The 26,747-nt window shown below is 72.5% G+C and carries 20 protein-coding genes; 9 read left to right on the top strand and 11 right to left on the bottom strand.

Annotated features, from left to right (window positions below; genetic code table 11):
• Positions 1 to 40: 40 nt before the first annotated feature.
• Complete coding sequence (locus OG811_RS25280; RefSeq protein WP_406069247.1) at positions 41 to 445, bottom strand: peptidase inhibitor family I36 protein; 405 nt, start codon at positions 443 to 445, stop codon at positions 41 to 43.
• Positions 446 to 581: 136 nt separating this feature from the next.
• On the opposite strand from OG811_RS25280, the gene OG811_RS25275 reads away from it, so the two are divergent.
• Complete coding sequence (locus tag OG811_RS25275) at positions 582 to 3,452, top strand: AfsR/SARP family transcriptional regulator (RefSeq protein WP_406069245.1); 2,871 nt, start codon at positions 582 to 584, stop codon at positions 3,450 to 3,452.
• Between the two features lie 54 nt (positions 3,453 to 3,506).
• Here the strand turns inward: OG811_RS25275 and htpG are convergent, their stop codons facing one another.
• The 3 genes from htpG to OG811_RS25260 form a co-directional block, all read right to left on the bottom strand.
• A complete protein-coding gene (gene htpG / locus OG811_RS25270) occupies positions 3,507 to 5,435 on the bottom strand; it encodes a molecular chaperone HtpG (RefSeq protein ID WP_406069244.1) in 1,929 nt (642 codons plus the stop codon).
• 223 nt (positions 5,436 to 5,658) lie between these two features.
• The gene (locus OG811_RS25265) at positions 5,659 to 6,165 is read right to left on the bottom strand and encodes a hypothetical protein (RefSeq protein ID WP_406069243.1); all 507 of its coding nucleotides are present in this window, start codon (positions 6,163 to 6,165) and stop codon (positions 5,659 to 5,661) included.
• A 148-nt stretch (positions 6,166 to 6,313) separates the two neighbouring features.
• Entirely contained in the window at positions 6,314 to 8,071 is a 1,758-nt protein-coding gene (locus OG811_RS25260; protein ID WP_406069242.1) for a M28 family peptidase, read from the bottom strand.
• A 203-nt stretch (positions 8,072 to 8,274) separates the two neighbouring features.
• Here OG811_RS25260 and OG811_RS25255 point away from each other — a divergent pair, with 203 nt between their 5' ends.
• The gene (locus OG811_RS25255) at positions 8,275 to 11,064 is read left to right on the top strand and encodes an ATP-binding protein (RefSeq protein ID WP_406069241.1); all 2,790 of its coding nucleotides are present in this window, start codon (positions 8,275 to 8,277) and stop codon (positions 11,062 to 11,064) included.
• A gap of 85 nt (positions 11,065 to 11,149) precedes the next feature.
• On the opposite strand, the gene OG811_RS25250 is transcribed toward OG811_RS25255, so the two are convergent.
• Positions 11,150 to 11,785 carry a hypothetical protein gene (locus OG811_RS25250; protein ID WP_406069239.1) on the bottom strand — a complete coding sequence of 212 codons (636 nt, stop codon included), beginning with the start codon at positions 11,783 to 11,785 and terminating at the stop codon, positions 11,150 to 11,152.
• Positions 11,786 to 12,011: 226 nt separating this feature from the next.
• Here OG811_RS25250 and OG811_RS25245 point away from each other — a divergent pair, with 226 nt between their 5' ends.
• The gene (locus OG811_RS25245) at positions 12,012 to 12,581 is read left to right on the top strand and encodes a hypothetical protein (RefSeq protein ID WP_406069238.1); all 570 of its coding nucleotides are present in this window, start codon (positions 12,012 to 12,014) and stop codon (positions 12,579 to 12,581) included.
• 55 nt (positions 12,582 to 12,636) lie between these two features.
• Here OG811_RS25245 and OG811_RS25240 read toward each other — a convergent pair whose 3' ends face one another.
• Positions 12,637 to 12,993 (bottom strand): L-rhamnose mutarotase, encoded by a 357-nt coding sequence (locus OG811_RS25240; protein ID WP_406069236.1) that lies wholly within the window; start codon positions 12,991 to 12,993, stop codon positions 12,637 to 12,639.
• Positions 12,994 to 13,160: 167 nt separating this feature from the next.
• Between OG811_RS25240 and OG811_RS25235 the strand changes: the two genes are divergently transcribed.
• From OG811_RS25235 to OG811_RS25220, 4 genes are all read left to right on the top strand, one after another.
• Positions 13,161 to 13,841 carry a response regulator gene (locus tag OG811_RS25235; protein WP_406069235.1) on the top strand — a complete coding sequence of 227 codons (681 nt, stop codon included), beginning with the start codon at positions 13,161 to 13,163 and terminating at the stop codon, positions 13,839 to 13,841.
• 14 nt (positions 13,842 to 13,855) lie between these two features.
• Entirely contained in the window at positions 13,856 to 15,304 is a 1,449-nt protein-coding gene (locus OG811_RS25230; protein ID WP_406069233.1) for an ATP-binding protein, read from the top strand.
• A complete protein-coding gene (locus OG811_RS25225; protein WP_406069231.1) occupies positions 15,301 to 16,209 on the top strand; it encodes a Gmad2 immunoglobulin-like domain-containing protein in 909 nt (302 codons plus the stop codon). The genes OG811_RS25230 and OG811_RS25225 overlap by 4 nt, the downstream gene beginning before the upstream one ends.
• Before the next feature lie 119 nt (positions 16,210 to 16,328).
• Positions 16,329 to 17,120: a maleylpyruvate isomerase family mycothiol-dependent enzyme gene (locus OG811_RS25220; RefSeq protein WP_406069229.1), complete on the top strand. Its 792-nt coding sequence runs from the start codon at positions 16,329 to 16,331 to the stop codon at positions 17,118 to 17,120.
• 50 nt (positions 17,121 to 17,170) lie between these two features.
• Here the strand turns inward: OG811_RS25220 and OG811_RS25215 are convergent, their stop codons facing one another.
• A complete protein-coding gene (locus OG811_RS25215) occupies positions 17,171 to 18,370 on the bottom strand; it encodes an RtcB family protein (protein ID WP_406069227.1) in 1,200 nt (399 codons plus the stop codon).
• 363 nt (positions 18,371 to 18,733) lie between these two features.
• Entirely contained in the window at positions 18,734 to 20,731 is a 1,998-nt protein-coding gene (locus OG811_RS25210; RefSeq protein WP_406069225.1) for a GTP-binding protein, read from the bottom strand.
• A gap of 346 nt (positions 20,732 to 21,077) precedes the next feature.
• Here OG811_RS25210 and OG811_RS25205 point away from each other — a divergent pair, with 346 nt between their 5' ends.
• Positions 21,078 to 22,043 (top strand): helix-turn-helix transcriptional regulator, encoded by a 966-nt coding sequence (locus OG811_RS25205; RefSeq protein ID WP_406075904.1) that lies wholly within the window; start codon positions 21,078 to 21,080, stop codon positions 22,041 to 22,043.
• Between the two features lie 105 nt (positions 22,044 to 22,148).
• Here the strand turns inward: OG811_RS25205 and OG811_RS25200 are convergent, their stop codons facing one another.
• Positions 22,149 to 22,970 carry a M15 family metallopeptidase gene (locus OG811_RS25200; RefSeq protein WP_406069224.1) on the bottom strand — a complete coding sequence of 274 codons (822 nt, stop codon included), beginning with the start codon at positions 22,968 to 22,970 and terminating at the stop codon, positions 22,149 to 22,151.
• Positions 22,971 to 23,319: 349 nt separating this feature from the next.
• Between OG811_RS25200 and OG811_RS25195 the strand changes: the two genes are divergently transcribed.
• Entirely contained in the window at positions 23,320 to 24,357 is a 1,038-nt protein-coding gene (locus tag OG811_RS25195) for a LacI family DNA-binding transcriptional regulator (protein ID WP_406069222.1), read from the top strand.
• A 136-nt stretch (positions 24,358 to 24,493) separates the two neighbouring features.
• On the opposite strand, the gene OG811_RS25190 is transcribed toward OG811_RS25195, so the two are convergent.
• Both OG811_RS25190 and OG811_RS25185 read right to left on the bottom strand, forming a co-directional pair.
• The gene (locus OG811_RS25190) at positions 24,494 to 25,342 is read right to left on the bottom strand and encodes a peptidylprolyl isomerase (protein WP_406069220.1); all 849 of its coding nucleotides are present in this window, start codon (positions 25,340 to 25,342) and stop codon (positions 24,494 to 24,496) included.
• Positions 25,343 to 25,412: 70 nt separating this feature from the next.
• Positions 25,413 to 26,624 (bottom strand): D-alanyl-D-alanine carboxypeptidase family protein, encoded by a 1,212-nt coding sequence (locus tag OG811_RS25185; RefSeq protein ID WP_406069219.1) that lies wholly within the window; start codon positions 26,622 to 26,624, stop codon positions 25,413 to 25,415.
• Positions 26,625 to 26,747: the final 123 nt, after the last annotated feature.

The raw sequence follows: 26,747 nt of genomic DNA, 5'->3' as shown, positions 1-26,747 counted from the left end.
TGGCGTCTCCGTTCCCTGCCCCGCACCGGGACTCCGGCCCTCAGCAGACCCGTACGGCCTCGATGCGCAGGTTCCAGGTGCCACCAATCGCGGCCGAGTCGTACGCCAGGTTCGCCCGGTAGCCGTAGGCGTGCTGGTAGCCGAGCAGGCCGGTGGCGTTGGCGTTGTCCCAGAAGGTGGAGACGGTGCCGGACGCCCGGTTGTTCTTGATCGACTGGGTCCTGTTGCGGAAGTACGAGGGCAGCGTGACGTCGTTACAGCCGTTGTACGGCCCGTCGAGGTAGAACACATCACCGGAGAAGTTGATCCCGGCGTAGAGGCAGAGCAGGTTCGAGGGGCAGGCGTAGTTGGCAGCCTGGGCCGGGCTCGGGGCGGCGCCGAACGCGGCGGTCAGGGCAACCGCGGCAACCAGGGCGGACGTGAGCCTTCGCCGAATGCTTCGCACGTGAGTGACCTCCGGGTCTCGTCACGACCGCGTCGGCCGTGAGTCGAATTGCCGACATCGGATTGAGAGATGTCGCTGTGCCTACGATGATCTGCGCGGAAGGTCGACGGATTCCTGCCGGAACCTCAATCCGGCCGTGCCGGCCGGATTGGCCGACCGGCGGCACGGGGGCGAGCAGCGGTTCATGGAGATTCGGGTCCTCGGGCCAGTCGAGGTGTGGACGGACGGCCAGCTGATCGACGCGGGAGCGGCCCGGCAACGCGCCGTCCTCGCCGCGCTGGCGGTCGACGTGGGCCGGCCGGTTCGCGCGGAATCCCTGGTGGATCGGGTCTGGGGTGACTCCCCGCCGCCCCGGGTCCGGCACAACCTGCACGTCTACCTCGCCCGGATCCGCCGGGTGCTGACCGCCGCCGGGGCGCCGGACGCGCTGGTCCGCCGCTCCGGCGGATACCTGCTGGACCTACCGCCGGAGACGGTCGACGGACAGCACTTCGACGCGCTGCGGCAGCGGGCCGACGAGCTGGCCGACGACGACCCGCAGCGGGCGGAGCTGCTGCGCCGGGCAATGGCGCTGTGGCGCGGCGAGCCGCTGGCCGGGCTGCCCGGCGAGTGGGCGGCCCGGGTCCGGCAGGACTGGCACCGCCGGCACACCGAGACCGTCGTGCAGTGGGCCCGCAGCCTGCTGCGCCGGGGTGAGCCGGAGGCCGTGATCGACCCGTTGACCCGGCTCGCCGACGACCACCCGCTCGACGAACCGGTCGCCGCCGCGCTGCTGCACGCGCTGGCCGCCGCCGGGCGGGGCGCACAGGCGCTGGTGTACTACGCCCGCTTACGGGACCAGTTGGCCGACGCGCTCGGCGCGGACCCGAGCGCCGAGCTTCGCCAGCTGCACCAGGCCATCCTGCGCGGTGAGATCACCGTGCCGACGCCCCCCGCCGAGCCGACCCTGACGCACACTGCGGCCGGCCCCGTCGCGCGGCTCGACCCGGCCCACCCGGTCCCGGCGCAGTTGCCCTCGGACGTCCGGGGCTTCGCCGGACGGGGGGCGGAGCTGGCCCGACTGGACGCGCTACGGACGGCTGCCGAGGCGCATCCCGGTGCGGTGCCGGTGGCGGTGATCTCCGGGCTGGCCGGGGTGGGCAAGACGGCGCTGGCCGTGCACTGGGCGCACCGGGTGGTCGAGCATTTCCCCGATGGGCAGCTCTACGCCAACCTGGAGGGCTACAGCCACAGCGGCGTGGTGCGCAGCGCGGAGCAGGTGGTGCGCGGGTTTCTGGCGGCGCTCGGGGTGTCGCCCCGGGAGTTGCCGTTCGACCCGCAGGAGCAGACGGCGCTGTACCGCAGCCTGCTGGCCGGCCGACGGATGCTGGTATTGCTGGACAACGCCCGGGACGCCACGCAGGTCCGGCCGCTGCTGCCCGGGTCCGCCCACTGCCTGGTGCTGGTGACGAGCCGGGACCGGCTGACCGGCCTGGTGGCCACCGAGGGCGCCGAGCCGCTGGTGGTGGGCCTGCTCACCGCCGCGGACGCGGAGGCTCTGCTGCACGCGCGGATCGGGGTGCGGGCCGAGATGGAACGAGCGGCCGTCGGCGAGTTGGTCGGGCTCTGCGACCGGCTGCCGTTGGCGCTGGTCGTGGTGGCGGCCCGGGCGGTGGTCCGGCCTCAGCTCTCCCTGGCCGAGCTGGGCGCGCAGTTGCGTACCGACGGCGGGCTGGACGGGCTGGACGCGGGCGACCACGCCAGCAGCGTGCGGACGGCGCTGTCCTGGTCGTACCGCCTGTTGACCGGGCCGACCGCCCGGCTTTTCCGGCTGGTCGGCGGCAGCACGGACGTGCCGCTCAGTACGGCGGCCGTGGCCAGCCTCGCCGGCGTCGAGCGCCGCGAGGTCCGGAGGGCGTTCACCGAACTCGCCGACGCGCACCTGGTGTTGGAGCGCGGCCCGGACCGGTACGGGATGCACGACCTGCTGCGGGCCTTCGCGGCCGAGCTTTCCGGCGAGCAGGACCCGGTCGGCGACCGGGCTGTGGCGCGGGGTCGGCTGTTCGACCACTACCTGCACAGCGCGCACACCGCTGCCGTGCTGCTGCACCCGCACTGGGACCCGATCGCGCTGCCGCCGGCCGTCGTCGGGGTCCGACCCGAAAAGGTCAGCGACCACGACGAGGCGACGGCGTGGTTCGCCCGGGAGCGTGAGGTGCTGATCGCACTGGTCGAGCGGTGCGCGGCCAGCGGGTTCGACCGGCACGCCTGGCAGCTGGCCTGGAGTTTGACCATTTTCCTGGACCGGCAGGGCGGCTGGCACGACCAGCTGGCGGTGCAGCGTACGGCGCTGGTCGCCGCGCGCCGCAGCGGCGACTCGGCCGGGCAGGCACACGCGCACCGCAGTCTGGCCCGGGCCCAGGCCCGGCTGGGCCAGCTCGACGAGGCACCTGGTCAGCTCCAGCGGGCACTGGAGCTGTTCCGGGCCCTCGACGACCCGGCCAACCAGGGGCACACCTGCCTGGACCTGGCTGAGATGGCCGACCGGCAGGGCCGGCGCGCAGAGGTGGTCCAGCACGCGGAGGCGGCGCTGACGTTGTACCGCACCGCCGGGCACCGTTACGGGCAGGCGATGGCGTTGAACGCGATCGGTTGGTACCGCGCCCAACTGAGTGAGCACGACGCCGCGATCGAGGCGTGTCGGCAGGGCTTGACGCTGTTGCGGGAGTACGACGACCGCCACGGTGAGGCCGCGACCTGGGACACCCTCGGGTACGCGCAGCACCGCGCGGGGCGACCAGCGGAGGCGGTCGGCTCGTACCGGCACGCGGTGCAGCTGTACCGGGAGTTCCGGGACCGGTACTACGAGGCGGACACGCTGGGGCACCTGGCCGAGGCGCAGGCCGAGGCCGGCGACCCGGCCGGGGCGGCCCGGAGCTGGCGGACGGCGTTGAGCATCCTCGACGACCTCGGACACCCGGACGCGGAGCGCATCCGTCGTCGGCTCACGGACGCCGACGGGCCGTGACCGGCCGGCGGGGCCCGCTCATGGGGCGGCCCGCCGGCCGGAGGGGCACGCCTCCTACAGGGTGCGCGCCAGCCGGTCGGCGAGCGTCCGGGTGAAGCGGGCCGGGTCGGTCAGCTCACCGCCCTCGGCGAGCACCGCCAGGCCGTAGAGCAGCTCGGCGGTCTCGGTCAACGCTGCGGAGTCGTTGCCCTGCTCGTGGGCCTTGCGCAGCCCGGAGACCAGCGGGTGACCGGGGTTGATCTCCAGGATCCGCTTGGTCGGGGGGACCTCGTGCCCCATGGCCCGGTACATCTTCTCCAGGGTCGGAGTGAGGTCGTGGGCGTCGCCGACGACGCAGGCCGGTGACGTGGTCAGCCGGGACGACAGGCGAACCTCCCGGACACTGTCGGTCAGGGTGGTGCCCAGCCAGTCGAGCAGCGCGGCGAACTCCTGTCGCTGCTGCTCGCGCTCGGTCTCGGCCTGCTGCTTCTCCTCGTCGGTGTCCAGGTCGATCTCGCCCTTGGCGATCGAGCGCAGCGGCCGACCGTCGTACGCGCCGACCCGCTCGACCCACACCTCGTCGACCTGATCGGTGAGCAGCAACACCTCGTGGCCCTTGGCCCGGAACGCCTCCAGGTGCGGAGAGTTCTCGATGGCAGCCCGGGAGTCGCCGGTGGCGTACCAGATGTCGCTCTGGCCGTCCTTCATCCGCGCGACGTAACCGGCCAGGTCGGTGGGCTCGGCGGCGTCGTGGGTGGAGGCCACCGACAGGATGTCCAGCAGGGTGTCGCGGTTGTCGGTGTCGTCGATCAGCCCTTCCTTGACGACCGCGCCGAACTCGGTCCAGAAGGTGCGGTAGCGCTCGGAGTGGTTGGCCTTCAGGTCCTTGACCGTGGCGAGGATCTTCTTCACCAGGCGGCGGCGGACGATCTGGATCTGCCGGTCCTGCTGGAGGATCTCCCGGGAGATGTTCAGCGACAGGTCGTGCGCGTCGACCACGCCCTTGACGAAGCGCAGGTAGGTCGGGACCAGCGCCTCGCAGTCGTCCATGATGAAGACGCGCTTGACGTAGAGCTGGACACCACGGCGGCCCTGCGGGGAGAACAGGTCCAGTGGGGCGTGGCTGGGCAGGAACAGCAGCGCCTCGTACTCGAAGGTGCCCTCGCCCTTCATGTGCACGACCTCGAGCGGGTCGGCCCAGTCGTGGCTGACGTGCTTGTAGAACTCGTTGTACTCAGCGGCGTCGACCTCGTCGCGGGGCCGCGCCCAGAGCGCCTTCATCGAGTTGAGGGTCTGCACCTCGCTGGTGACGTCCGCGCCGTCGGCGCCGGGGCGCTCGACACTCATCCGGATCGGCCAGGCGATGAAGTCGGAGTATCGCTTGACGATCTCCCGGATGGTCCACTCGGCGGTGTAGTCGTGCAGGTTGTCCTCGGTGTCGGCCGGCTTGAGGTGCAGGGTCACCGTGGTGCCCTGTGGCGCCTCGTCGACTCCCTCGATCGAGTACGTGCCCTCGCCGGTGGACTCCCAGCGGGTGCCGCCGGTCTCGCCGGCCTTGCGGGTCAGCAGGGTGACCCGGTCGGCGACCATGAACGCGGCGTAGAAGCCGACACCGAACTGGCCGATCAGGTCCTGCTTGGCGGGGGCGTCGGCGGATTCGCGCAGCTGGCGCAGCAACTCGGCGGTGCCCGACTTGGCGATGGTGCCGATCAGCTGGACCACCTCGTCGCGGGTCATCCCGACGCCGTTGTCCCGCACGGTGAGGGTGCGGGCGTCCCGATCGACCTCCAGCGCGACGTGCAGGTCGTCGGTGTCGGCGACGAGGTCCTTGTCGACGAGCGTGGCCAATCTCAGCTTGTCCAGCGCGTCGGACGCGTTCGAGATGAGTTCCCGCAGGAAGACGTCCTTGTTCGAATAGATCGAGTGGACCACCAACTGGAGGAGCTGACGCGCCTCGGCCTGGAACTCCAACGTCTCGGCCTGGTTGCTCACACCGTCTCCCATCTCGGCTCGTGCGGATGTTCGCGGACAGGATACGAGGCGTCACCGGCGGGGCCGTGCCCGCGTCCGGGTCGTATTCCCGATTCGGGCCACGCCGAGGTGGCCGCGCTCTACCCGCAGCTCCCCTGACCCACGCGCGGCCGGGGCCGCCGCCGGTGCTCCGGCGGCGGCCCCGGCACGGGTACGCGGTCAGCGCCGTCCGCGCACCCGCCTCGGCGCTCGGCGGTCAGCAGCCGCCACAGCTGTAGAAGAGGATGTCCCAGTGGCTGCCCTCCTTGGTGTAGAGGTTCCCCGAGGGGGCTCGGTACTGGTAGCCGAAGCCGGCGATGTAGCCAACGTAGGTGTAGTTCGCCGAGATGTAGTTCTGGATGCAGGTGCTCAGCGCGATGTCGAGCTTGTAGCCGTTCCAGTGGCTGTACGTGCCGCCGGCGTGCCCGACCTCGGTCCCGGCGGTGATGGTGACCGCGCAGCCACTGGCCCGCTTGAAGGTGATGATGCCGCTGATGGTGGCCTGCCGGACGCCGTCGAACGAGGTGCAGGTCGCGACGTTGCGGTTGCTGCAGTTGCCGCTGGAGGTCCAGGAGACGCCGGCGGCGCTCAGTTGCGAGGTGGCGCTGGAGTGGCTGATGGCGAAGGCCGGGGCGGCGAGACCGAGCGCAGTGCCGACCGTGGCGAGGGTGGCCACCAGCAGGGTGAGCACGCGGCGGCGCAGGGTGGATCGGGTGGGTGACATGGCACTCCTGTTCGCGTGAGGGTGGGATTTTTGCGAAACAGGGGCCGGCCTTGCAGGATTTCTACCAGAGATAGATGAGCCTGACTAGGTGTCGGGCGGAGGGGGTGGGGGTGGGTTGCCCCCTCCCCCCTCCGCCCGACGACTCACGTCAGCTCGCCTGGAGCGTCACGTCGTCGATCACGAAGCTGGTCTGCAACGAGGAGTCCTCGGTGCCGGTGAACTTCAGGGTCACCGTCTGCCCGGCGTAGGCGGCCACGTTGAAGGTGCGCTGGGCGTAGCCGGCCGCGGCGTTGAGGTTCGAGTACGTGGCCAGCGTGGTCGAGCCCACCTGCACGGTGAGCTTGTCGTACGCCGTGGAGCTGGTGGTCTCGGCGGTGTCGACGTGCAGCCAGAACGACAGCGTGTAACTGGCGCACCCGGCCGGCACGGTCACCGACTGGGACAGGGTGTCGGTGTGGGTGCTGCCGTACCCGTCGAGCCACGCCTTGTACGACCCGGTCCGGGCCGGCTGGCTGCTGGAGCTGGTGATGACGCCGGAGGACGCGGTCCAGGGCGTGCTGCCGCTCTCGAAGCCGCCGTTGCCGATCACCTGGCCGCCGGCGCAGCCGCCGGTGCCGGTCACGGTGAGCGTGAGGCTGGCGCTGCGGGTGACCGAGCCGGTGCCGGTGACCGTGACGGTAAAGGTGCCGGTGGCCGCGCTGGCCGAGGCGGTCAGGGTCATCGTGGCCGAGCCGCCGGAGGTCACCGAGGACGGGCTGAACGAGACGCTCACCCCGCTGGGCGCGCCGGAGGCGGAGAGGCTGACCGACTGCGCCGAGCCGGCGGTGGTCGCGGTGACGACCGTGGTGGTGGTGCTGGCGCCCTGCGCCACCGTGCGCGTGGTGGGGTTGACCGCGACGGAAAAGTCGTTGGTCGGGGTGCCGCCGCCCACCGCGAGCTGCCACAGTGCGTACGCGACGCCGTCCGCCGCCCGGTTCAGCACCGTGGCGCTGACGTTGGCGGTGGTGTCGCAGGACCGGTGGTAGCACGAGTCGTAGGCGGAGTTGGCGGTGCCGCCCCACTTGGTCGCCTGGGCGCTGGTCTTGCGGGCGCTGGCGCCCGCCGCGTAGCCCGACGTGGGAATGCCGGCCTGCTGGAAGTAGTAGTCGTCGGAGCGGCCCTGGCCCTCGACGTTCTCCTCCGGTTGCAGCCCCAGCGAGTCCCAGTACGCCTTCAGCGGCGCTGCGGTGGTGGAGGTGACCCGGTTGATGAAGTACCCACCGTTGGTCGAGCCGACCATGTCAAAGTTGTAGTAGCCCTTGATGTAGCCGCGCTGGGTGGTGGTGAGCGAGTTGACGTAGAACCGAGAGCCGTTGAGCCCCTGCTCCTCGTCGGTCCACCAGGCGAACCGGACCTTCTTTGTCATGGTCGGGTTCTGTGCGGCCAGGACCAGCGCGTTCTCCAGCAGGGTGGCCGAGCCGGAGCCGTTGTCGTTGATGCCCGGGCCGGCCGAGACGCTGTCCAGGTGGGCGCCGAACATGACCACCTGGTCGGTCGGGCCGCCGGGCCACTCCGCGATCAGGTTGTTCGAGGGGTACGTGCAGCTGGAGCAGTTCTGCTCGCTGACGGTGTACCCGGCCGCCTGGAGTTTGCTCTTCACATAGCTCACCGAGGCGGTGTAGCCGGCCGACCCGGCTCGTCGGTTGCCGCCGTTGCTGGTGGCGATGGAGCTGAACTGGGTCAGGTGCGCCTGGACGTTGGTGACGGAGATGTCGGGTGCTGCCAGCGCGGCGGCGGTCGCGGCGATCGGCCGGGCCATCGTCGTCGCGGTCGTGGGCGACGCGGTCACCGGCTGGGCGGCCAGCGTCACCGTCGTTCCGGCGAACACGGCGAGCGCGATTCCCGCGCTCAGCGTTCTGCCTCTCATGGGGGCTCCTCGGGGGTTGGAGAGATACCCGAGACACTTACAGATATCAATTCCTTGAGCATCAGTCGTTCGTCCCGAACCATCATCGGTTCGACGGTGGGTACCGGCGTCAGCAAAGGTGAGTAGAGGTGCCAGGATGGGTAGGTAATGCAGCAGGGGTCATCGGGCCCGGAACGGGGGCTTGCGATGGGGCCGGGTCGAGCGTGACACCACCCAGCGCCGACCTGTTCAGCGACGGCGGTGACACCGGCCGGCTGATGGCGGAACTGGACTGGGCCCGTACGCCGCTCGGTCCGGTGACCGGATGGCCGCAGAGCCTGTGCGCCGCGGTCCGGGTGGTGCTCTCCTCCCGGTACCCCATGCTGCTGCTCTGGGGTGAGAGCTTCTCCCAGCTCTACAACGACGCGTACTCCGCGCTGATCGGCGACAAGCACCCGGCCGCACTCGGTGGCGACGTGCGGGTGACCTTGGCGGAGGGCTGGGACGTGCTGGCCCCGCTGGTCCAGCAGGCCATGGCGACCGGGGTGGCCAGCTGGGTCCCCGCCCTGCGGCTGCTGCTGGAGCGGGCCGGCTACCGCGAGGAGGCGTACTTCAGCGTTTCGCACGCCCCGGCCCGCGACGACGACGGTCGCACCGTCGGCGTGCTCACCGTGTGCAGTGAGGTCACCGAGCAGGTGGTCGGCGAACGCCGGCTGCGCCTGCTGCGCGACCTGTCCGTTCCCGGCGACGGGCGCACCGTCGACGTGGACGCCACCAGCGCCCGGCTGATCGACGTGATCGTCAGCAATCCGCTGGACGTACCGTTCGCCGCCATCTACCTGCGCGACGGCGCGGTGCTGCGGCGGGTCGCCTGCACCGGCGGCGACCAGGGGCACGCGGGAGCACTGCCGCACACCGTCGAGCTGGCCGACCCGGGCCCAGCCGCGTACGCCTGGGGGCTGCCGGACGCCGCCGAGGGCCGACCCGCCGAGGTGACCGACGTCGCCGACCGGCTGCCACTGCCCGCCGGCCCGTGGGACGACCTGGTCCGCACCGCGCTGGCGCTGCCGCTGCCCTCTGGCGACGAGGATCAGCCGCTCGGCGTCCTGCTGGCGGGGGTCAGCCCCAGCCGGGGGCTCGACGAGGCGTACCGGGCCTTCGACCAACTCCTGGCCCAGCAGATCTCCGTGGCGCTGCGCAACGCCCAGGAGTACGAGGAGGAGCGCCGCCGGGTCGAGGCGTTGGCCGAACTGGACCGGGTGAAGACCGACTTCTTCGCCAACGTCAGCCACGAGTTCCGTACCCCGTTGACTCTCGTCCTCGGCCCGCTGGCCGATGCCCTCGCCGACGCCACCGCGCCGTTGGCACCGGTGCAGCGGGATCGGGTGGAGGCCGCCTGGCACAACGCCACCCGACTGTTGACCCTGGTCAACAGCCTGCTCACCTTCTCCAGCCTGGAGGCCGGGCGGGCCCGCAGCGACGCCCGAGTGGTCGACCTGGCCACGCTCACGGCCGAGCTCGCCGGCGTGTTCCGGGCCGCCGTCGAGCGGGCCGGGCTGACTCTCGAGGTGATCTGTCCGCCGCTGCCCCGGCCGGTCACTGTCGACCCGGTCAACTGGGAACGCATCGTCACGAACCTGCTGTCCAACGCCCTCAAGTACACGTTCATCGGCCGCATCCGGGTCTCCCTCGACGCCGACGACGAGGGGGTACGCCTCACCGTCGCGGACACCGGCATCGGCATCGCCGAACGGGACCTGCCGAAACTCTTCGAACGCTTCCAGCGGGTGCGGGGCGCCCGCTCGCGCAGCCACGAGGGCACGGGGATCGGCCTGGCGCTGGTGCACGAATTGGCCCGCCTGGAGGGCGGTGAGGTCCGGGTGACGAGCCGAGTGGGCGTCGGCAGCACGTTCACCGTGGCGCTGTCCTGGTCGGCGGCACGCCGCACGACGGTGACCGGGCCGTCGCCGGACGGGCGGGGAGACGCGGCCCGCGCCGCTGTCGAGGAGGCGATGGGCTGGCTCACCGAGCCGGGCGGCGGCCTGACCGAGTCCGACCGCGCGTCCGCGCTGGCCAGGGATGAGCTGGTCGGGGCACGAATCCTGGTCGCCGACGACAACACCGACATGCGGGCGTACCTCAGCCGACTGCTCGCCGGGCAGGGCTGGCGGGTGCGGGCCGTCACCGACGGCCGGCAGGCCCTCGACGAGGTCCGCCGCGAACTGCCGGACCTGGTCCTCACCGACGTGATGATGCCGGTGCTGGACGGCTTCGACCTGGTGCGCCGGCTGCGCGCGGACCCGGCGACGCGGGCGCTGCCGGTGTTGATGCTCTCCGCCCGTGCCGGTGGGGAGGCCAGCGTGGAGGGCCTGAGCCTGGGCGCCGACGACTACCTGGTGAAGCCGTTCGCCGCGGCCGACCTGATCGCCCGGATCCGGGCCGCCATCCGGCGGGCCCGCGACCGCGGCGACCCGGCCGCCGATGCCACCCCACCGGCGGTCAACGCCGCCGCGGCGTCGGCGTCGGCGCGACCCGCCGCGATCACCGCCGTCACGTCGGCTCCGGCGGTCGAGCCCGTCGGCGACGCGTCCGCGGTCGCGGAAGCCGTAACCGAACCGGACGGTTTGGGCGACATCCTGGACGTCGGATGGACGTATCCCTGCGCACCCACCTCGGCGGCGGCGATGCGGCGGGATGTCCGGCTGACGCTGGGCGACCTCGACCTCGACCCGGATCTGCTGGAAGATCTACTACTCGCCGCGTCCGAGGCGGTGAACAACGCTGTCGAGCACGCGCAGCAGCCCAGCCGCCCGGAGGTGCGCCTGCGGGTTCAGGTGGGCGGTGGCCTGATCCGGATCTCGGTACGGGACTTCGGCACCTGGCGGGACCGCCGACCGGCCATGGACCGGGGACGCGGTGCGCTGCTGATGAACGCCTACGGCGACGTGCGGCTGGTCTCCACCGCCGAGGGGACGACCGTGACCATCGAGCGCCAACTGGCCGACCCGGTCTGAACGACCAGTGGCCGCCCGAGCCTGAGTGACCAGCCGCCCGCGCGAAGGTGCCTGGTCGGCGGACTGAACGACCGAAGGCCGTGTCTCAGGTGCGGCGGCCGCGCTCCTGGGCGAGTCGCTCGTCCAGGCGGCCCATCTCGTAGATGGCGTTGAGGCTGGTCGGCAGCCGGCTCACACTGTCCGGCGCAGGGCCGGGATCCGGCTCGGGAACGGGGGCCGGCGTGGGTGCGACGGAGGGGCCCGGTGCGGCGACCGCCGGGCGGCGGCGCAGGAGCAGCAGCGCCAGCACCGCGAGGGCAGCCGCGACCAACAGGTAGGACACGGGCGGCCAGCTGCCGCGAGCGGGGTTGGCGAGCGTCGGCGGGGCAACCGGGGCGGGGGTGTCACCGTTGCTCGGGGGCACGGCGGCCTCGCGGGCGCCCGTGCCTCCACCGCCGGCGGGGCGGGCGTTGGCCGGCGAGGGCCGGACGCCGGCCGACGACCCAGCGGACGCGGGGGGTGCACTGGGCGCCGCCGGGCTGGGCTGGTCGGTGGCCGATGGTGGGCTCGTCGGGGTGGCGGTCGGCGTCCGCGCCGCGCTCGGCGTGCCGCCGCCGCCCAGCAGGTCGTCGACGATCCGGCCGACGCCACCGAGGAGGTCACCGACCGGACCCGCGGTGACCGATGGAGACGGCGCGGGAGCGAGGGCGAGGGTCAGGACGAGAGCGACGACAGCAGGCATGGATCCACCTCGGACGTGTCGAAATGCCATGCACCGTATCGCATGGTGGGATCGCGTGGGCGGGTGCAGATCTCAGCGGAAGCGCCATACCGGCGAGGCCATCGGCTGTTACTCGACGGTTACGCCGCAGCGAAGTGCCCGTGCCGAAGCAGGACGACGGTGGCGGCAGAGGGTCACCGGCAGCGCCGCCGCGACGTGGCCCCGACCATCGAACGGAGAAACCACCATGAGGATCAGGAGCGCACTGACAGCGTTGGCGGTCGTACTCGCCGGGCTGGTCGCCGGCGCGGGCAGCAGCACCGCGGCGGCCAGCACGACCGGGTCTGCGTACTGCGGGATCACCTGGGGCAGCGCGGAGAAGACGGCCGGTTCGCTGAGCGACGCCCCACTGGCCGATGTACGGACCGGCCAGCACGACTGCTACGACCGGGTGGTGTTCGAGTTCGCCGGCCCGGTGGACGGTTACGCGATCGGCTACGGCGAGACGTGGACCGAGGGCGAAGGGCTGGCGCTGTCGCCGTACACCGCCGGGGGCGCGCTGCTGCGGGTCTCGCTGCGCGCTCCGGCGTACGACGCCGCCCACCAGGGCACCGTGCCCTACGCGGTCGGCGAGCACGTCGCGAACCTGCTGCGCTATTCGACGCTGCGCGATGTCGTCTTCGGCGGCAGCTTCGAGGGCTACAGCACCTTCGCGGTCGGCGTACGGGCCCGGTTGCCGTTCCGCGTGCTGGTGCTCGCCGGCCCCGGCACACACAGCCGGGTCGTGCTCGACGTGGCCCACCAGTGGCAGGAGTGACAGGGGCGACGGCGGGCCCGGCCGGATGGTTCGCTGCCGTCCGGCCGGGCGAGCCTCAGCCGCGCGCGCTCTGCTGGGCCCGGTCAGGCGCCTCGCCAACCGCCTCGTCGGCCAGGTGCCAGACCTCTCGCATCGGGGCCCACCAGTGCCCCGATCCGGGCTCGGCGAGCGACTCCTGACACGGGTCGGTCAGCTTCCACCACTCCTGCGTCTGCGGGTCCGCGGCGATGAGCCGCAGGTCGGCGTCGTAGTCGTCACCCACGTACTCGTAGTACCCGAAGAGCAGGTCGTCGTGGAGAAAGATCGTGTAGTTGCGGAAGTTCGCCTCGCGTAGCGTCTGCTCGACGCTCGGCCAGACGGTGGCGTGTAACCGCAGGTAGGTTTCCCGCTGGTCGGGGCGGAGTCGGATCACGCAGCCGTGACGTTGCACGTCGTGCCCTCTCGTGTGGCTGGTTCAGGGGTGCCGGAGATCACCCGACCGTAGCGGTTGGACGGTCCGTGGCAGAGGGGCCGCCTGGCATCTGAGACCGACCGTTTCGCCAGGACTGCGCACCGTGGCGGCGGGTCTACCCTCAGGTGATGGAGGGCCGCGTGCTGGTGGTCGAGGACGACGCCTCCATCCGGGAGGTCACCGCCCTCGGTCTGCGCCGTGCCGGCTTCCGGGTCGACACCGCTGCCGACGGGCGGCAGGCCCTGGCGGCGTGGCGAGCCCGCCCGGTCGATCTGATCGTGCTCGACATCATGCTGCCCGGTCTGGACGGCCTGGAGGTCTGCCGGGAGATCCGGCGGACCAGTCAGGTGCCGATCCTGATGCTGACCGCGCGTACCGACACGATCGACGTGGTGGTCGGGCTGGAGTGCGGCGCGGACGACTACCTGCGGAAGCCCTTCGACCTGCCCGAATTGGTGGCCCGGGTCCGCTCGGTGCTGCGCAGGGTGAGCGCGCCGGTCGCGTCGACGATCATCGAGGTCGGCGGTCTGGAGATCGACCCGGGCAGTTTCGTGGTGCGCCGGCACGGCCGGGAGGTGGCGCTGACCTCCACCGAGTTCCGTCTGCTGCTGGAACTGGCCCGCCGGCCCGGCCAGGTTTTCACCCGGGAGCTGCTGCTGGACCTGGTCTGGAACCACGACTTCCTCGGCGACTCCCGACTGGTCGACGTGGCGGTGCAGCGGCTGCGCGCCAAGATCGAGGACGACCCGGCACAGCCGCGGCTGGTGCGTACCGTGCGCGGCGCCGGCTACAAGTTGTCCACCGGCTGACGGGAGGGCCGGCGATGGCCGGACGCGCGGTGACCCCGGGCCGCCTGCGGCGCCGGCTGACGATCGCGTTCGTCCTGGTCGCCGGCGTCTCTGCGGGGCTGCTCGCCGGCGGGACCGGGCTGCTGCTGCGGCAGTCCTGGTTGGACGCGTCGCTGCACGAGGCGGCCGCCGACGCCCGCTACCAACTCGTCCTCGCCGGGCAGTTCCTGCCGCTGACCGAGCAGCGCAGCACCGAGCTGCTCACCAGCTTCGAGGCCAGCGGCCGGCACGTGGTGCTCGTCGACGGTCCGAGCCGTCCCTCGCACCCCGCGTACGCCCCGGCGCTGGGCACCGAGTTGCGGGCCACGGTCGCGGGCGGGCAGCTCGGCTACCAGCGCTCCGCGCCGACGGAGCGTCCTCGGCTGCTGGTGGTCGGCGGGCGCATTCCCGGCTCGACCGCCGAGCTGTACGTGCTCACGGTGGAGGACGACGTCGCCACCGACCTGGGTCAGCTCCGTACCGCGCTGGTGACTGGCTGGGTGCTCGTGGTGCTGCTCGCCGCCGGGGTGGGTCACGCGCTGGCCCGCCGCACGTTGGAGCCGGTGGGTCGGGCCAGCCGGGCCGCCCGAGCGCTCACCGAGGGTCTGCTCGCCACCCGCCTGCCGGTACGCGGGCGCGACGAGTTCAGCGTCTGGGCGGCGTCGTTCAACGAGATGGCCGAAGCACTGGAGTCGAAGATCGCGGCACTGTCGGCCGCGCAGGCCCGCGAGCGGCGGTTCACCGCCGATGTAGCCCACGAGCTGCGTACCCCGGTGACCGCGCTGGTGGCCGCGGCGTCGCTGCTGCGCGAGCACCTCGACCAGTTGCCCGACGACGCCCGGCCGGCCGCCCGGTTGTTGGTTGGTGACGTGGTCCGGCTGCGCCGACTGGTCGAGGACCTGATGGAGATTTCCCGACTGGACGCCGGGCAGGAGCAGCCGGCCATCGGGCCTGTCGACGCGTCGGCGCTGCTGCACGGGATCCTCGCCGCGCGCGGTTGGTCGGAGCGAGTACGGGTCAGCGGCGAGCCGGTCACTCTGCGCACCGATCCGCGTCGGCTGGAGCGCGTACTGGCCAACCTGGTCGCCAACGCGATCGAGCACGGCGGCGGCGAGATCCGGGCCACCGTGACCGGGGCGGGCCCGCTGGTCGTCTTCGAGGTCACCGACCAGGGGCCGGGCATCGCGGCGGAGCACCTGCCACGCGTGTTCGACCGGTTCCACAAGGTCGACCCGTCCCGCTCGGCGCCGGGCAGTGGGCTCGGGCTGGCCATCGCCCGCGAGCACACCGCCCTGCTCGGCGGGGTGCTGAGCGTACGCAGCGGACCCGGCGCCGGCGCCCGTTTCCGGCTGGAACTGCCGGCGCACGGTCCCGCCGCGCCACCGGGCGACGACGGCGAGCAGCGGCACACCGGGGGCGGCACAGCGGTGGAGGGTGTGCGATGAGCCGGCGAGGCGCCGACAGGGTGACCGCGTCGGTGCTCGTCGCCGCACTGCTCGTGGGCGGGTGCGGCACCCCACGCTCGGGTGCGCTCGGCCCGGCGCCCACGGCTGCGCCGTCGAGCGCGGCACCGTCGAGCACCGCGACGTCGAGCGCCACACCGACGGAACGTGCGGATCCGACCCCGTCAGCGGACCCGCCCCGGTCACCCACGACCACCCCGCCTGCGCCGGCCAGGACCACGACCCGTGACACCGTGACCATCGAGCTGTGGTTCGTCCGCGCCGGGCAGCTCGTTCCGACCAGGCGGGCTCGGCCGGCCACCGTGGCGACGTCCCGGCTGGCGCTGACCGAGCTGGCCGCCGGACCCACGCCGGCGGAGGCCGCCACCGGGCTGACCACCCTCGTCCCGGCCGGCGTCGAGGTCACCCGGATCACCGACGGCATGGCGACGCTGCGGGTCCCGTCCGCCGACGGCCCGGTGCAGCGGCGGCTCCGCGAGGCGCAGGTGGTGTGGACGCTCACCCAGTTCCCCACCGTGCGTCAGGTCCGCGTCGAGGACGCCGCCCCGGTCGACCGGACGGACTACGCGGACCTGCTGCCGCCGATCGTGGTCACCGGCCCGATTCCCGGGGAGCGCGTCTGGGCCCCACTCGTCGTCACCGGCACCGCCACCGTCTTCGAAGCCACCGTGAGCGTCCGGGTGCTGGACGCCGCCGGCCGGGAGGTGGCCGCCGGATTCGGCACCGCCAGTTGCGGCAGCGGCTGCCGGGGCGGCTACCGGGTGGTGGTCGGCTGGCACACGGCGCGGGAGCAGAAAGGCACGGTCGAGGTGTACGAGGTGTCCGCCCGCGACGGCTCGCGGATCAACACGATGGCCGTACCGGTGGTCCTCGCGCCCGGCGGCTGACCACCGGTGTGCTGATCGCCGCGGGTGCCGGCCGGACCGCCCCGAACCGGGGGTGGGCTGGCCGGCGGGCGCTTCCGGTAATGTCCCGACCATCGTCGAAAGTCCGTTTGAGGAGATCCATGGCAACCCCTGCTGACCAGATCATCACTGCTCTGCGCGCGGGCCACGAGGAGCTCGCCGCGCTCGTCCGGGATCTCAAGGAAGACGACCTGCTCCAGCCGTCGGGGGCCAGCGAGTGGCAGGTGTCCCAGGTGCTGAGCCACCTGGGCAGCGGCGCCGAGATCAGCCTGGCGTCGCTGGACGCCGCCCGCACCGGTGCGCCCGGCCTGGACGGGGACTTCAACCGCGGCGTCTGGCAGCGCTGGGATGCGATGTCCCCGGCTGAGCACGCCGCCGGGTTCCTCGCCGCCAACGAGCGGCTGGTCGAGGCGTACGAGGCGCTGGACGTCGACACCCGAGCCTCGCTGCGGATCGACCTCGGCTTCCTGCCGGAACCGGTCGACCTGGCCACCGCGGGCCGGTTCCGGCTCAGTGAGTTCGCCCTGCACCAGTGGGACGTCGAGGTGGCGTTCAACCCGTTCGCGGCGGTGACGCCGGAGGCGGTGTCGCTGCTGCTCGACCAGGTCGGCGGCATGCTGGCCTGGACCAGCCGGCCGCAGGAGCTGGCCGGCCGGGAGGCCACCCTGCTGGTCCGGCTGCACGCACCTGAGCGGGCGTACGGGCTGCGGCTGGGCGAGAAGGTCGAGCTGGTCGACGCGCCGGAGCAGCCCGACGGCGAGCTGACCGCCCCGGCTGAGGCGTGGCTGCGGCTGGCGGTCGGCCGGCTCGGGCCCGCCAACACCCCGGAGGGGGTGCGGGTGACGGGCCCGGTGCCCCTGGACGACCTGCGCCGGGTCTTCGCCGGCTACTGAGCAGGTGCCGCGCGGGCCGGTCACCCGGCCCGCGCGGCCTGTCGGGCCGGTCAACCCTTCACGCAGACCACCTGCTTGAGGTGCGCGACCACCTCGACCAGGTCCTCCTGCTGAGCCATCACCTCGGTGATGTCCTTGTACGCGCCGGGGATCTCGTCGACCACCCCGGCGTCCTTGCGGCACTCCACTCCGGCGGTCTGCGCGGCCAGATCCTCCGTGCTGAACGTCCGCTTGGCCTGCGCCCGCGACATCCGCCGCCCCGCCCCGTGCGAGGCCGAGCAGTACGCGTCCGGGTTGCCCCGCCCCCGCACGATGTACGACCCGGTGCCCATCGACCCGGGGATGATGCCCAGGTCACCCCGGCCGGCCCGGATCGCGCCCTTGCGGGTCACCAGCACGTCCACCCCGTCGTAGCTCTCCTCGGCGACGTAGTTGTGGTGGCACGAGATGGGCTCGTCGTAGCCGACCTGCGGGAAGTGCTCACGCACCACGCCGCAGAGCAGCGCCAGCATGACCGCCCGGTTGCGCCGCGCGTACTCCTGCGCCCACCACAGATCCCGCCGGTACGCGTCCATCTCCGGCGTCCCGGCGAGGAACACGGCCAGGTCCCGGTCCGGAAGGTCGGCGTTGTGCGGCAGCCCCCGGGCCACCCCGATGTGCCGTTCGGCCAACTCCTTGCCGATGTTGCGGGACCCGGAGTGCAGCATCAGCCAGACCCGGCCCTCGTCGGCGCCGCCCTGCTCCAGGCAGACCTCGATGAAGTGGTTGCCCCCGCCGAGGGTGCCGATCTGCCGCTGCGCCCGCGTCTCCAGCTGCGCCACCCGCCGGTCCAGGCGGGCGAACCGGCTCCAGAAGTCGTCCCAGCCGGCCTGCTCCAGGCCCCGGATCCGACGCGTGTCGACCGAGTCCTTGCGCTGGGCGAAGCCGACCGGGATGGTGGCCTCGATCGCGGAGCGCAGCCCGGCCAGGTCGTCCGGCAGGTCGGCGGCGGTCAACGAGGTACGCACCGCCGACATCCCGCAGCCGATGTCGACGCCGACGGCGGCCGGCGAGACGGCCTGCCGCATCGCAATCACGGAGCCGACCGTGGCGCCCTTGCCGAAGTGCACGTCGGGCATGACCGCGACGCCCTGCACCCAGGGCAGCGCGCCGATGTTGCGCAGTTGCTGGGCGGCCTGCGGCTCGATGGCGTACGGGTCGGTCCAGACCCGGACCGGTGCCCGGGTGCCGGCGAGGGGGGTGAATCCCATGGTGGTCTCCTTGTGTCGTGCTGTGGCCACCGTCGAACGGTGACCGTTAATGATCATGCGCCGACCGCCCGGGGTCCGACGGCGGTACGCGGATACGAAACGGCCGCCCGATCCCCGTGGGATGGGCGGCCGGCGGACGCGTCAGCGTCGACGTCAGGCGCGCCACCCCGGCTCAAGGCCCCGCAATGGTCGGTAGGCACGGGTTTTGGCGTTGGTGAGAGCAGGGGCGCCGGCAGGGAGCAGGCGCCAGGCGGCATCGGTGCGGACGCGTCGCGACATGGCGTACTCCCTCGGTGTGTCGTCGGTTGACCTTGCACCGACGAGAGTAGGAGGGCCGCGGCGCGTCCGCAATGGATATCGCCGCTACCGGCCGCCGACCCGGCGGGCGACCGCCAGCAGATACTCCTTGCGGTCCAGCGGATTGTGGTCCCAGCGGGCCCGGGTGGGGGCGGGACCACGCACCGGTCGGTAGCGGTCGAACTCGGTCTCCAACACGCCCTCACCCCGGGTGAGCGTGGGTAGGCGGCGCTCCAGAGCATGCACCAGACCCGCCGGGATCTCGCCCTCCACGAGGTAGGACGCGCCCTGGCCGGTGGTGTGGGTCGGCACCGCGTCCAGCCGGCTGAGCGCGGGCAGCAGGGTGCCGAGGACGTCACCCGGCACCTCCAGCCGGAAGCGGTGCACCGGCTCGTGGACCTGCGTGCCGGCACTGCTGAGCGCGGTCATCAGCACCAGCGGGGTGAGATTGCGGAAGTCCCCCGCCGTACTGGACATGCTCTTGTCGAAGGTGCCGTGGGAGTGACTCTGCCGCGCCCAGTACCCGGCGTGGGTCATCGTCACCTCGCAGTCGAGGACCTCCCACCCGTGAATGCCCTGGCGAAGGGTGTGGCGCACCGTCTCCTCCACGGCGGCGAAGAAGGCCGGGGGCATCGAGCCCAGCTCGACGCCGAGCCGGAAACTCACCCCGGCGCCGGTCGGCGCCGGGGCGATCCGCAGCCCGACGGTGGCCAGGAACGGGTTGGGCGCCACGGCGATCACCTCGACCGCCGCGCCGGGGCCGCACACCCGCTCCACGTGCACCGTGCTGGTCTCCCGGAAGGTGACCGCCACCCCGAAGTCGTCGGCCAAGGTGGCCTGGATGACCTCCTTCTGCACCTCGCCGTAGAGCGACACGCTGATCTCGTGCTGCCGGTCGTCCTGCCGCAGGTTGATCAGCGGATCCTGCTCGGCGAGCTCAGTGAGCGCGGCGTGCAGCGCGACCCGGTCGACGGAGCGCGCCGGCACCACCACGGTCTCCAGGGTGGGCGGCGCGAAGTGGCGGTCCGCGCCCGCACGTTCGGGAGGTACGCCGACCGGGTCGCCGATCCGCGCGTCCGTCAGGCCCCACAGTCGGGCTATGTGACCGGCGCTGACCGACGACGCCACGGCATCGGCCCCGTGCGTGACGACTCGTATCGCCGTGACCAGCGCTGCGTCGGTGGCGCCGACGCGGACCCGGTCACGGACCTGGATCGTGCCGGCGAAGAGCCGGACCAGGGCGATCTTCTCCCCCGCCGGGCCCCGTTCGATGGCGAACACGGTGCCGGAGACCGGGGCATCGACGTCGCCCTGGACCGTGGGCAGCAGTTCGGTGATCCCGGCGATCAGCGCGTCCACCCCGGCGCCGGTCATGGCCGAGCCGGCAAACACGGGCTGAACCAGCGCGCGGCCGGTCCGCGCCGCCAACTCACGGCGCAGCCGGGAGTACGGCAGCGACGACGCGTCCGCCACCCAGTCGGCGAGCAGCACGTCATCCTGCCCGGCAAGCAGGTCGAGCAGCCGGTCGATGAAGGCGACGTCGGCGGGGCCGTACGGCGTGCAGCGGGCGCTGCGGGTCCCCGGCGCCGCCACCGAGCCCATCGCCACCACAGTCGAGGTGAGCTTCTCCGCGACGGCCCGTACGACCCGCTCGGGGTCCGCCCCGGCCCGGTCGACCTTGTTCAGGAAGATCAACGTCGGGATGCGCAGCCGGCGCAGGGTCCGCATCAGCACCCGGGTCTGCGGCTGCACCCCCTCCACGGCGGAGACCACCAGCACCGCGCCGTCGAGCACGCCAAGCACCCGCTCGACCTCGGCGATGAAGTCCACGTGACCGGGAGTGTCGATCAGGTTGACCGTCACGTCGTCCAGCACGAAGGAGACGACAGCCGAGCGGATGGTGATCCCGCGTTGCCGCTCCAATGCCAGGGAGTCCGTACGGGTGCTGCCCGCGTCGACACTGCCGAGCTGCTCGGTCACACCGACGTCGTGCAACAGCCGCTCGGTCAGGCTGGTCTTACCGGCATCGACGTGAGCCAGGATGCCGAGGTTCAGGGTTTTCACGCAGCGTCAGGTCCTTCAGGTAGGCGACAGATCCCTTCTGGCCGGACATCGACGCAGCGCGCATTGTTACTCCCTGGAGGTTGGGTGACGGTTTCGGGTAGTTCAGCAGGCCGTCGCGGGGCGGGCAACCGAATAACCGGCCCGACCCTCTGCGGTGCGCCAGTCCTCTCTCAGGCGGACGCGGATCGGGAGGCGAGCGACACCCCACACCGTCACCCTGGGTGGTGGCGAGTTGAACGGTCCCCGACGCGCCGAGGGGCGGCGGACCGTGCGGCGCGGCAGTACGCGCTGCTGGACAAGTGATTGCGGAAGGTGAGCATCCGCGATGCCTGGCAGACTCGCGGACATGGTGGAGACGTCCGTGCGACTGCTGCGGCTGCTGACCCTCCTGCAGGTCCGTCGGGAGTGGTCCGGCGCGGAGCTGGCCGACCGGCTGGCGGTCACCACCCGCACCGTACGCACCGACGTGGAGCGGCTGCGGGTACTGGGCTACCAGATCGAGTCCCACCCGGGGGTCGCCGGAGGCTACCGCCTCGGTGCCGGGTCCGCGCTGCCACCGCTGCTGCTCGACGACGACGAGGCCGTGGCGGTGGCCGTCGGGCTGCGGGCAGCCGCGGGCGGCTCGGTGACCGGCATCGAGGAGACCTCGCTGCGGGCGCTGGCCAAGCTGGAACAGTCACTGCCGTCGCGGCTGCGGCACCGGGTGGACGCGCTGCGGACGGCGACGGTCTCCGCCGCGGGCGGCGGCCCGACCGTGGACGCCGACACGCTCACCACTGTCTCCACCGCCGTGCACCGTCGGGAGCGCCTGCGTTTCGACTACGCCGGGCATGACGGCACGGCCACCGTCCGCGACGTCGAGCCGTACCGGCTGGTCTACACCGGCCGGCGCTGGTACCTGCTGGGCTGGGACACCGACCGGGCCGACTGGCGGACCTTCCGGGCCGACCGGATCCGGCCTCGGGTGCCGACCGGCCCGCGCTTCGCGCCCCGCGAGCCGCCAGGTGGCGACGCGGTCGCGCACGTGCTGCGCGGCGTCGGCTCCACCGCCTGGCCGCACCCCGCCCGGGTACGCCTGCATGCCTCGGCCGAGACGATGGCGCAGCGAATCCCCAGCACGGCGGGTCTGCTGGAGGCGATCGACCAGCGGGCCTGCCTGCTGCACACCGGCGGCGAGTCGCTGGGCAACCTGGCCGCCTTCCTCGGCACCCTGGAGGTCGACTTCGACGTGCTCGACCCGCCGGAGCTGTGCGCCGTCATCCGGGGCGTCGCCGCCCGGTTCGGTCGGGCCGCCGGGCCCCGGCCACGGTGACCCGTCACGTCGGGGATCGCCCTGGCCGGGACGTATCGGTGGGTGTTGGGGCTGCCGGATGGCGTCGGCGGCCGCAGGGCCGGGCTGCGGCGCCGCACCCCCGGGTCAGCCGACCGAGGAGCGGGCGACCGGGGCGGCGAAGAAGGTGTCCGGGTACGGCTCGTCGCGGAGGCTGTAGTGCCACCACTCACGGTCGTAGTTGACGAACCCGGCGTCGGTCATCAACCCCTGCAACAACCGACGGTTGTCCCGCGCCGTCCCGGTGATGCGGGGGTCGGCGGTGTGCGCCCGGGGGTCGAAACAGTCGAAGCCCGTACCCATGTCGATGCTGTTGTCTGCGAAGCGCTGACCGCGGGGCGCGGTGCAGGCGACCAGCGGTTGCCCGACCCGGTACGGAGGTTGGCTGGCGGCAGGCTCGTCGACCAGGGTCAGGTCCAGAGTGCTGCCCCGGCTGTGCGCGGTGGGCGCCCCGATGTAGCCCTCGGCGAAGAGCCGGTTCTTGGCCACGTCCGGGTAGAACTCGGCCTTGGTCTGCTGCTCACCGGGGCGCTTCGACCAGGTGACGAAGTCGTCCACCGCCGGTTGCGGGCGGTAGCAGTCGTACACCTTGAGGCTGTGCCCACCGGCCAGCGCGGCGTCCTGCACGCGGCGCAACGCATCGGCCGCCTGCCAGGTGAGCAGGCACAGCGGCTCGTGGTAGGCGGTGATCGGCCGGCCGACGAAGTTGTGCGGAGTCGCGTACCGGATGTCGGCCTGGATGCGCGGGTCGACGTCGGTCAGCACCACGAACCCCGGCAGCCGCTCGGCGGGGGTCAGCGTGGGGGTGGGACTCACCGGCGTCGGCTGCGGCGCGGGGCGAGGCTCCGACCGCGAACAGCCATCGAGCAGCGTGGCGAGCGCAAGCACGACGACGATCCAGGTACGCACCAGTCCTGTCTATCAGCCCACCCCTGCCCCAGCCCCCGCCCCCGCTTGCGCGATCTTGCACTTTTCTGCCCCGACCTAAGGGGCATGTCGCGCAAAATGGCGACCGAACCTGCAAGATCGCTGAATCGACCCGGGACCCGTCAAAGGACACCGCCGAGCCGGACGACGAAAGGCGCCCGATAGGCTTCCGGAACTTTTCCGCAACTCCGGCGAATCTCGAACCGACCTGGCGTGTTGTCAACCCCTACCCGTGAGGCAAGATGACGCGTGGAACGGGCACACCGTTTCGGGACACTCGGTTGGCGACGTCTTGTGGTCGTTCTTCCGGCTCGGTGTGAAGGAGACGCGGGTGGGCGCGGACGACGGACGCAGGGTGACCATCACCGCGATCGCGCGGGAGGCCGGGGTGTCGGTGCCGACCGTGTCACGGGTGCTCAACGGTCGCTCCGATGTGGCCCCGGACACCCGGGAGCGGGTCGAGGAGCTGTTGCGCCACCACGGCTACCGGCGTCGCACCAGCCGCAGCGTCCGCCGCGCCGGCCTCGTCGACCTGGTCTTCAACGACCTGGACAGCCCCTGGGCCGTGGAAATCATCCGAGGGGTGGAGGATGTCGGGCACGGCGCGGGCGTCGGCACGGTCGTCTCCGCGATCCACCGGCAGCCCACCGCGGCCCGGCAGTGGTTGCAGAACCTGCGCACCCGGGCCACCGACGGCGTCATCTTCGTGACCTCGCACCTGAGCCCGCCGCTGCACGCGCAACTACGCCGCCTCAACGTGCCGGTGGTGGTCGTCGACCCGGCCGGCGTGCCGGCGATGGACGTGCCGACGATCGGCGCCACCAACTGGGCCGGCGGGCTCGCCGCGACCGAACACCTGCTGTCGATCGGGCACCGGCGCATCGGCTTCGTGGCCGGGCCGACGACCCTGCTGTGCAGCCGTGCGCGACTCGACGGTTACCGGGCCGGGCTGGAAAGCGCCGGGGTGCCGGTTGACGACGTGCTGATCTACCCGGGCGATTTCTACCACGCCTCCGGGTTCGCTGGCGGGACCGCACTGCTCGACCTCGCCGATCCGCCGACCGGCATCTTCGCCGCCAGTGACCAGATGGCCTTCGGCGTCTACGAAGCCATCCGGCGCCGGGGGCTACGCGTGCCGGACGACGTGAGCGTCGTCGGTTTCGACGATCTGCCGGAGGCCCGGTGGGCCTCACCACCACTGACCACCGTGCGCCAACCGTTGGTCGAGATGGGACGGTTGGCGGCACGGACCGTGCTGCGCCTGGCCCAGGGCGAGGGCATCGACTCGCCGCGGGTGGAGCTCGCCACAGAACTTGTCGTGCGCGACAGCACCGCAGCCCCGTCGACCGGGCCGCCTCGCTCGGCGTGACGGCCGAAACTGCGTCAGAATCCGGTTGGATCGATTCCGATCAACTCCCGAGAATTCCGGCCGGCAGGCCTACCGGCTGGGCTACCCGACCCGCTGGCGCGATGAGCGACCGAAGGTCACCCACCGCGCCGCACGGTCAGCGGTGGTGGTGTGAGCGGACGGCCTCGCGGATGGTCACCGGCAGCGCGGGCGCGCCGTCGACCGGCGCCGGATCCTCCGCGGTCGGCGCCACTCCCCCGGCGGCGATCCGGTCCAGGGTGGCCAGACCGGCCCCGTCGACCTCGCCGAAGATCGTGTAGTTGGGGCGTAGCGCGGAGTTGGCGTACACCAGGAAGAACTGGCTGCCGTTGGTGTCCGGTCCGGCGTTGGCCATGGCCAGCACGCCGCGGGCGTAGACCCGGCGCTCCCCGGTCGGGTCGGTCGGTGCCGGCGGCAGGTCGGTCGGCAGTTCGTCGCGGTACCGGTAGCCCGGGCCGCCCTCGCCGGTGCCGGACGGGTCACCGCACTGCAACACGCTCAGCGTGGGGTACGCGGTGAGCCGATGGCACCCGGTGCGGTCGTAGAAGCGCTTGCCGACCAGGTGCAGGAAGCTCTGTACGGTGCACGGCGCGGCGGCCCGGTCCAGCGTCAACCCGATCGGCCCGTGGTTGGTCGCCAACGTCACCCGGACGCTGCCCCGGGCCGGGGTGCGTCGCGGGTCGGGCGGCAGCGGCACCGGCCGGGCCGCGGGCTCGTCCGGCGTCTCCGTGTACGCGCACGGCCCGTGGGTGGTGCGCGGCGGTCGGGTGGCGGTGTCAGAAGCGGCGGGCGACCCAACGGACGCGGTCAGGGCGTCGGCCGACGGGCCGGGCGCGGCGACCGCGGTGGCGGACGCCCCGACGACCAGCGCCCCGGCGAGCACGGTCACCCCCGCGAGGCGGGTCAGGGCGCGCACCGGCCGGCGGGGTGCCGCCACACCGCTTCGCGGTTCGAGTTCACTCGACACAGGGATCCTCCTGGACTCGTGGTGCCAGAAAGACCGGAGTCTATGGACGGCAGCGCCGGATGTCGATCCGTCAGGTCAACCGACGGCGACTCCGCCACAGCAGCCCGCCCAACAACACCAGCACGCCCGCGCCGCTCAACGCGGTCACCGACCAGAGCCGCCCCGAGCCGGTACGCCCTGGCCCGCTGGCCGCCGCCGGCCGGGACGCACCGGGTGCCGCGAGCACGGACGGCGCCGCCGACGGCGTAGCGGTCAGCTCGCCCGGCTCGACCAGCCGGCCGACGGAGGCGTCCCGGGGCAGCGTGAAGCCCCAGTCCAGCAGGGCCGCACCTTGCTCCCAGCCGCGCTTTGGCGCCGGTTCGGCGCCCAGCAACGTCACCACCAGCCGTCGCCCGTCGCGTTCCGCCGCACCGACGTACGTGTGCCGGGCCAGGTCGGTGAATCCGGTTTTTCCGCCGAGTGCACCCGGGTACCGGTAGATGAGCTGGTTCTCGTTCTGAATCTGGAAACCCTTCGTGCGCTGCTTCGGCTGGGCCGGGATCGTCGCCTGCTCGGTCAGCACGTACCGCCGGAAGGTCGGCTCGGCGAAGCAGGCCCGGGCGATCAGCGCCAGGTCGTACGCGCTGGTGAACTGCCCCTTGCCGTCCAGCCCGGACGGGGTGACCGCATGTGTCTGGAGCGCGCCGAGGTGGTGCGCCTGCTCGTTCATGGCGCGTACCCCGCCGGTCGCGTCGTTTCCGCCGCCGCCGAGCCGAGCCAGCGCGTTGGCCGCCTCGTTGCCGGAGTTGAGCAACAGCCCGAGCCAGATGGTCTCGATGGTGTACCGACCGCCCTCGACCAGGCCGACGGCGGAGGAGCCGGGCTCGATGTCCATGTCCGCCGCGGTGACGGTGACCGTCTGCTTCGGGTCCAGCCGGGGCAGCATCGTGGCCGCCAGCAGGAGCTTCTGCACGCTGGCCGGGGTGCCGTACTCGTGTGGGCCGCAGCCGCCGAGCACCTGGCCGCTGTCCAGGTCGACGACCAGCCACGACGTGGCGGTGACCCCCGGTGGTGCGGCGACGCCGGCCGGCACCACCAGGCCGGTCGTGGCCAACGCCGCGCCGCCGACCGCCCGCTGCTCCGGCACGGCGGGCGGGGGCGAGGGCCGGGGCGGACGGGACATCGCCGGCGCTGGCACCCGGGGGCATCGCACGGTCGACCCGGCGGACGCTCCCGCGGCGGTGACCGGCGCGGGAGCGAGCAGGATGGCGGACGCCGTGACCGCCAGCAGCGCAGCTCTCATGTGCCCGACCCTAGTCAACAAGATCGCCCGGCGTGCCCCGGTCGGTCAATGCGCGCCGCCGCGGCCACCCTCACCGCCAACCACCTGCGGGAGTACGTCCACCAGCCAGCGGCGGCCCGCCAA

It is taken from the genome of Micromonospora sp. NBC_01638 (assembly GCF_045209745.1).
Lineage (GTDB): Bacteria > Actinomycetota > Actinomycetes > Mycobacteriales > Micromonosporaceae > Micromonospora.
Note: the sequence above shows the minus strand (reverse complement) of the source record. Positions and strands in the feature narration are given on the sequence as shown.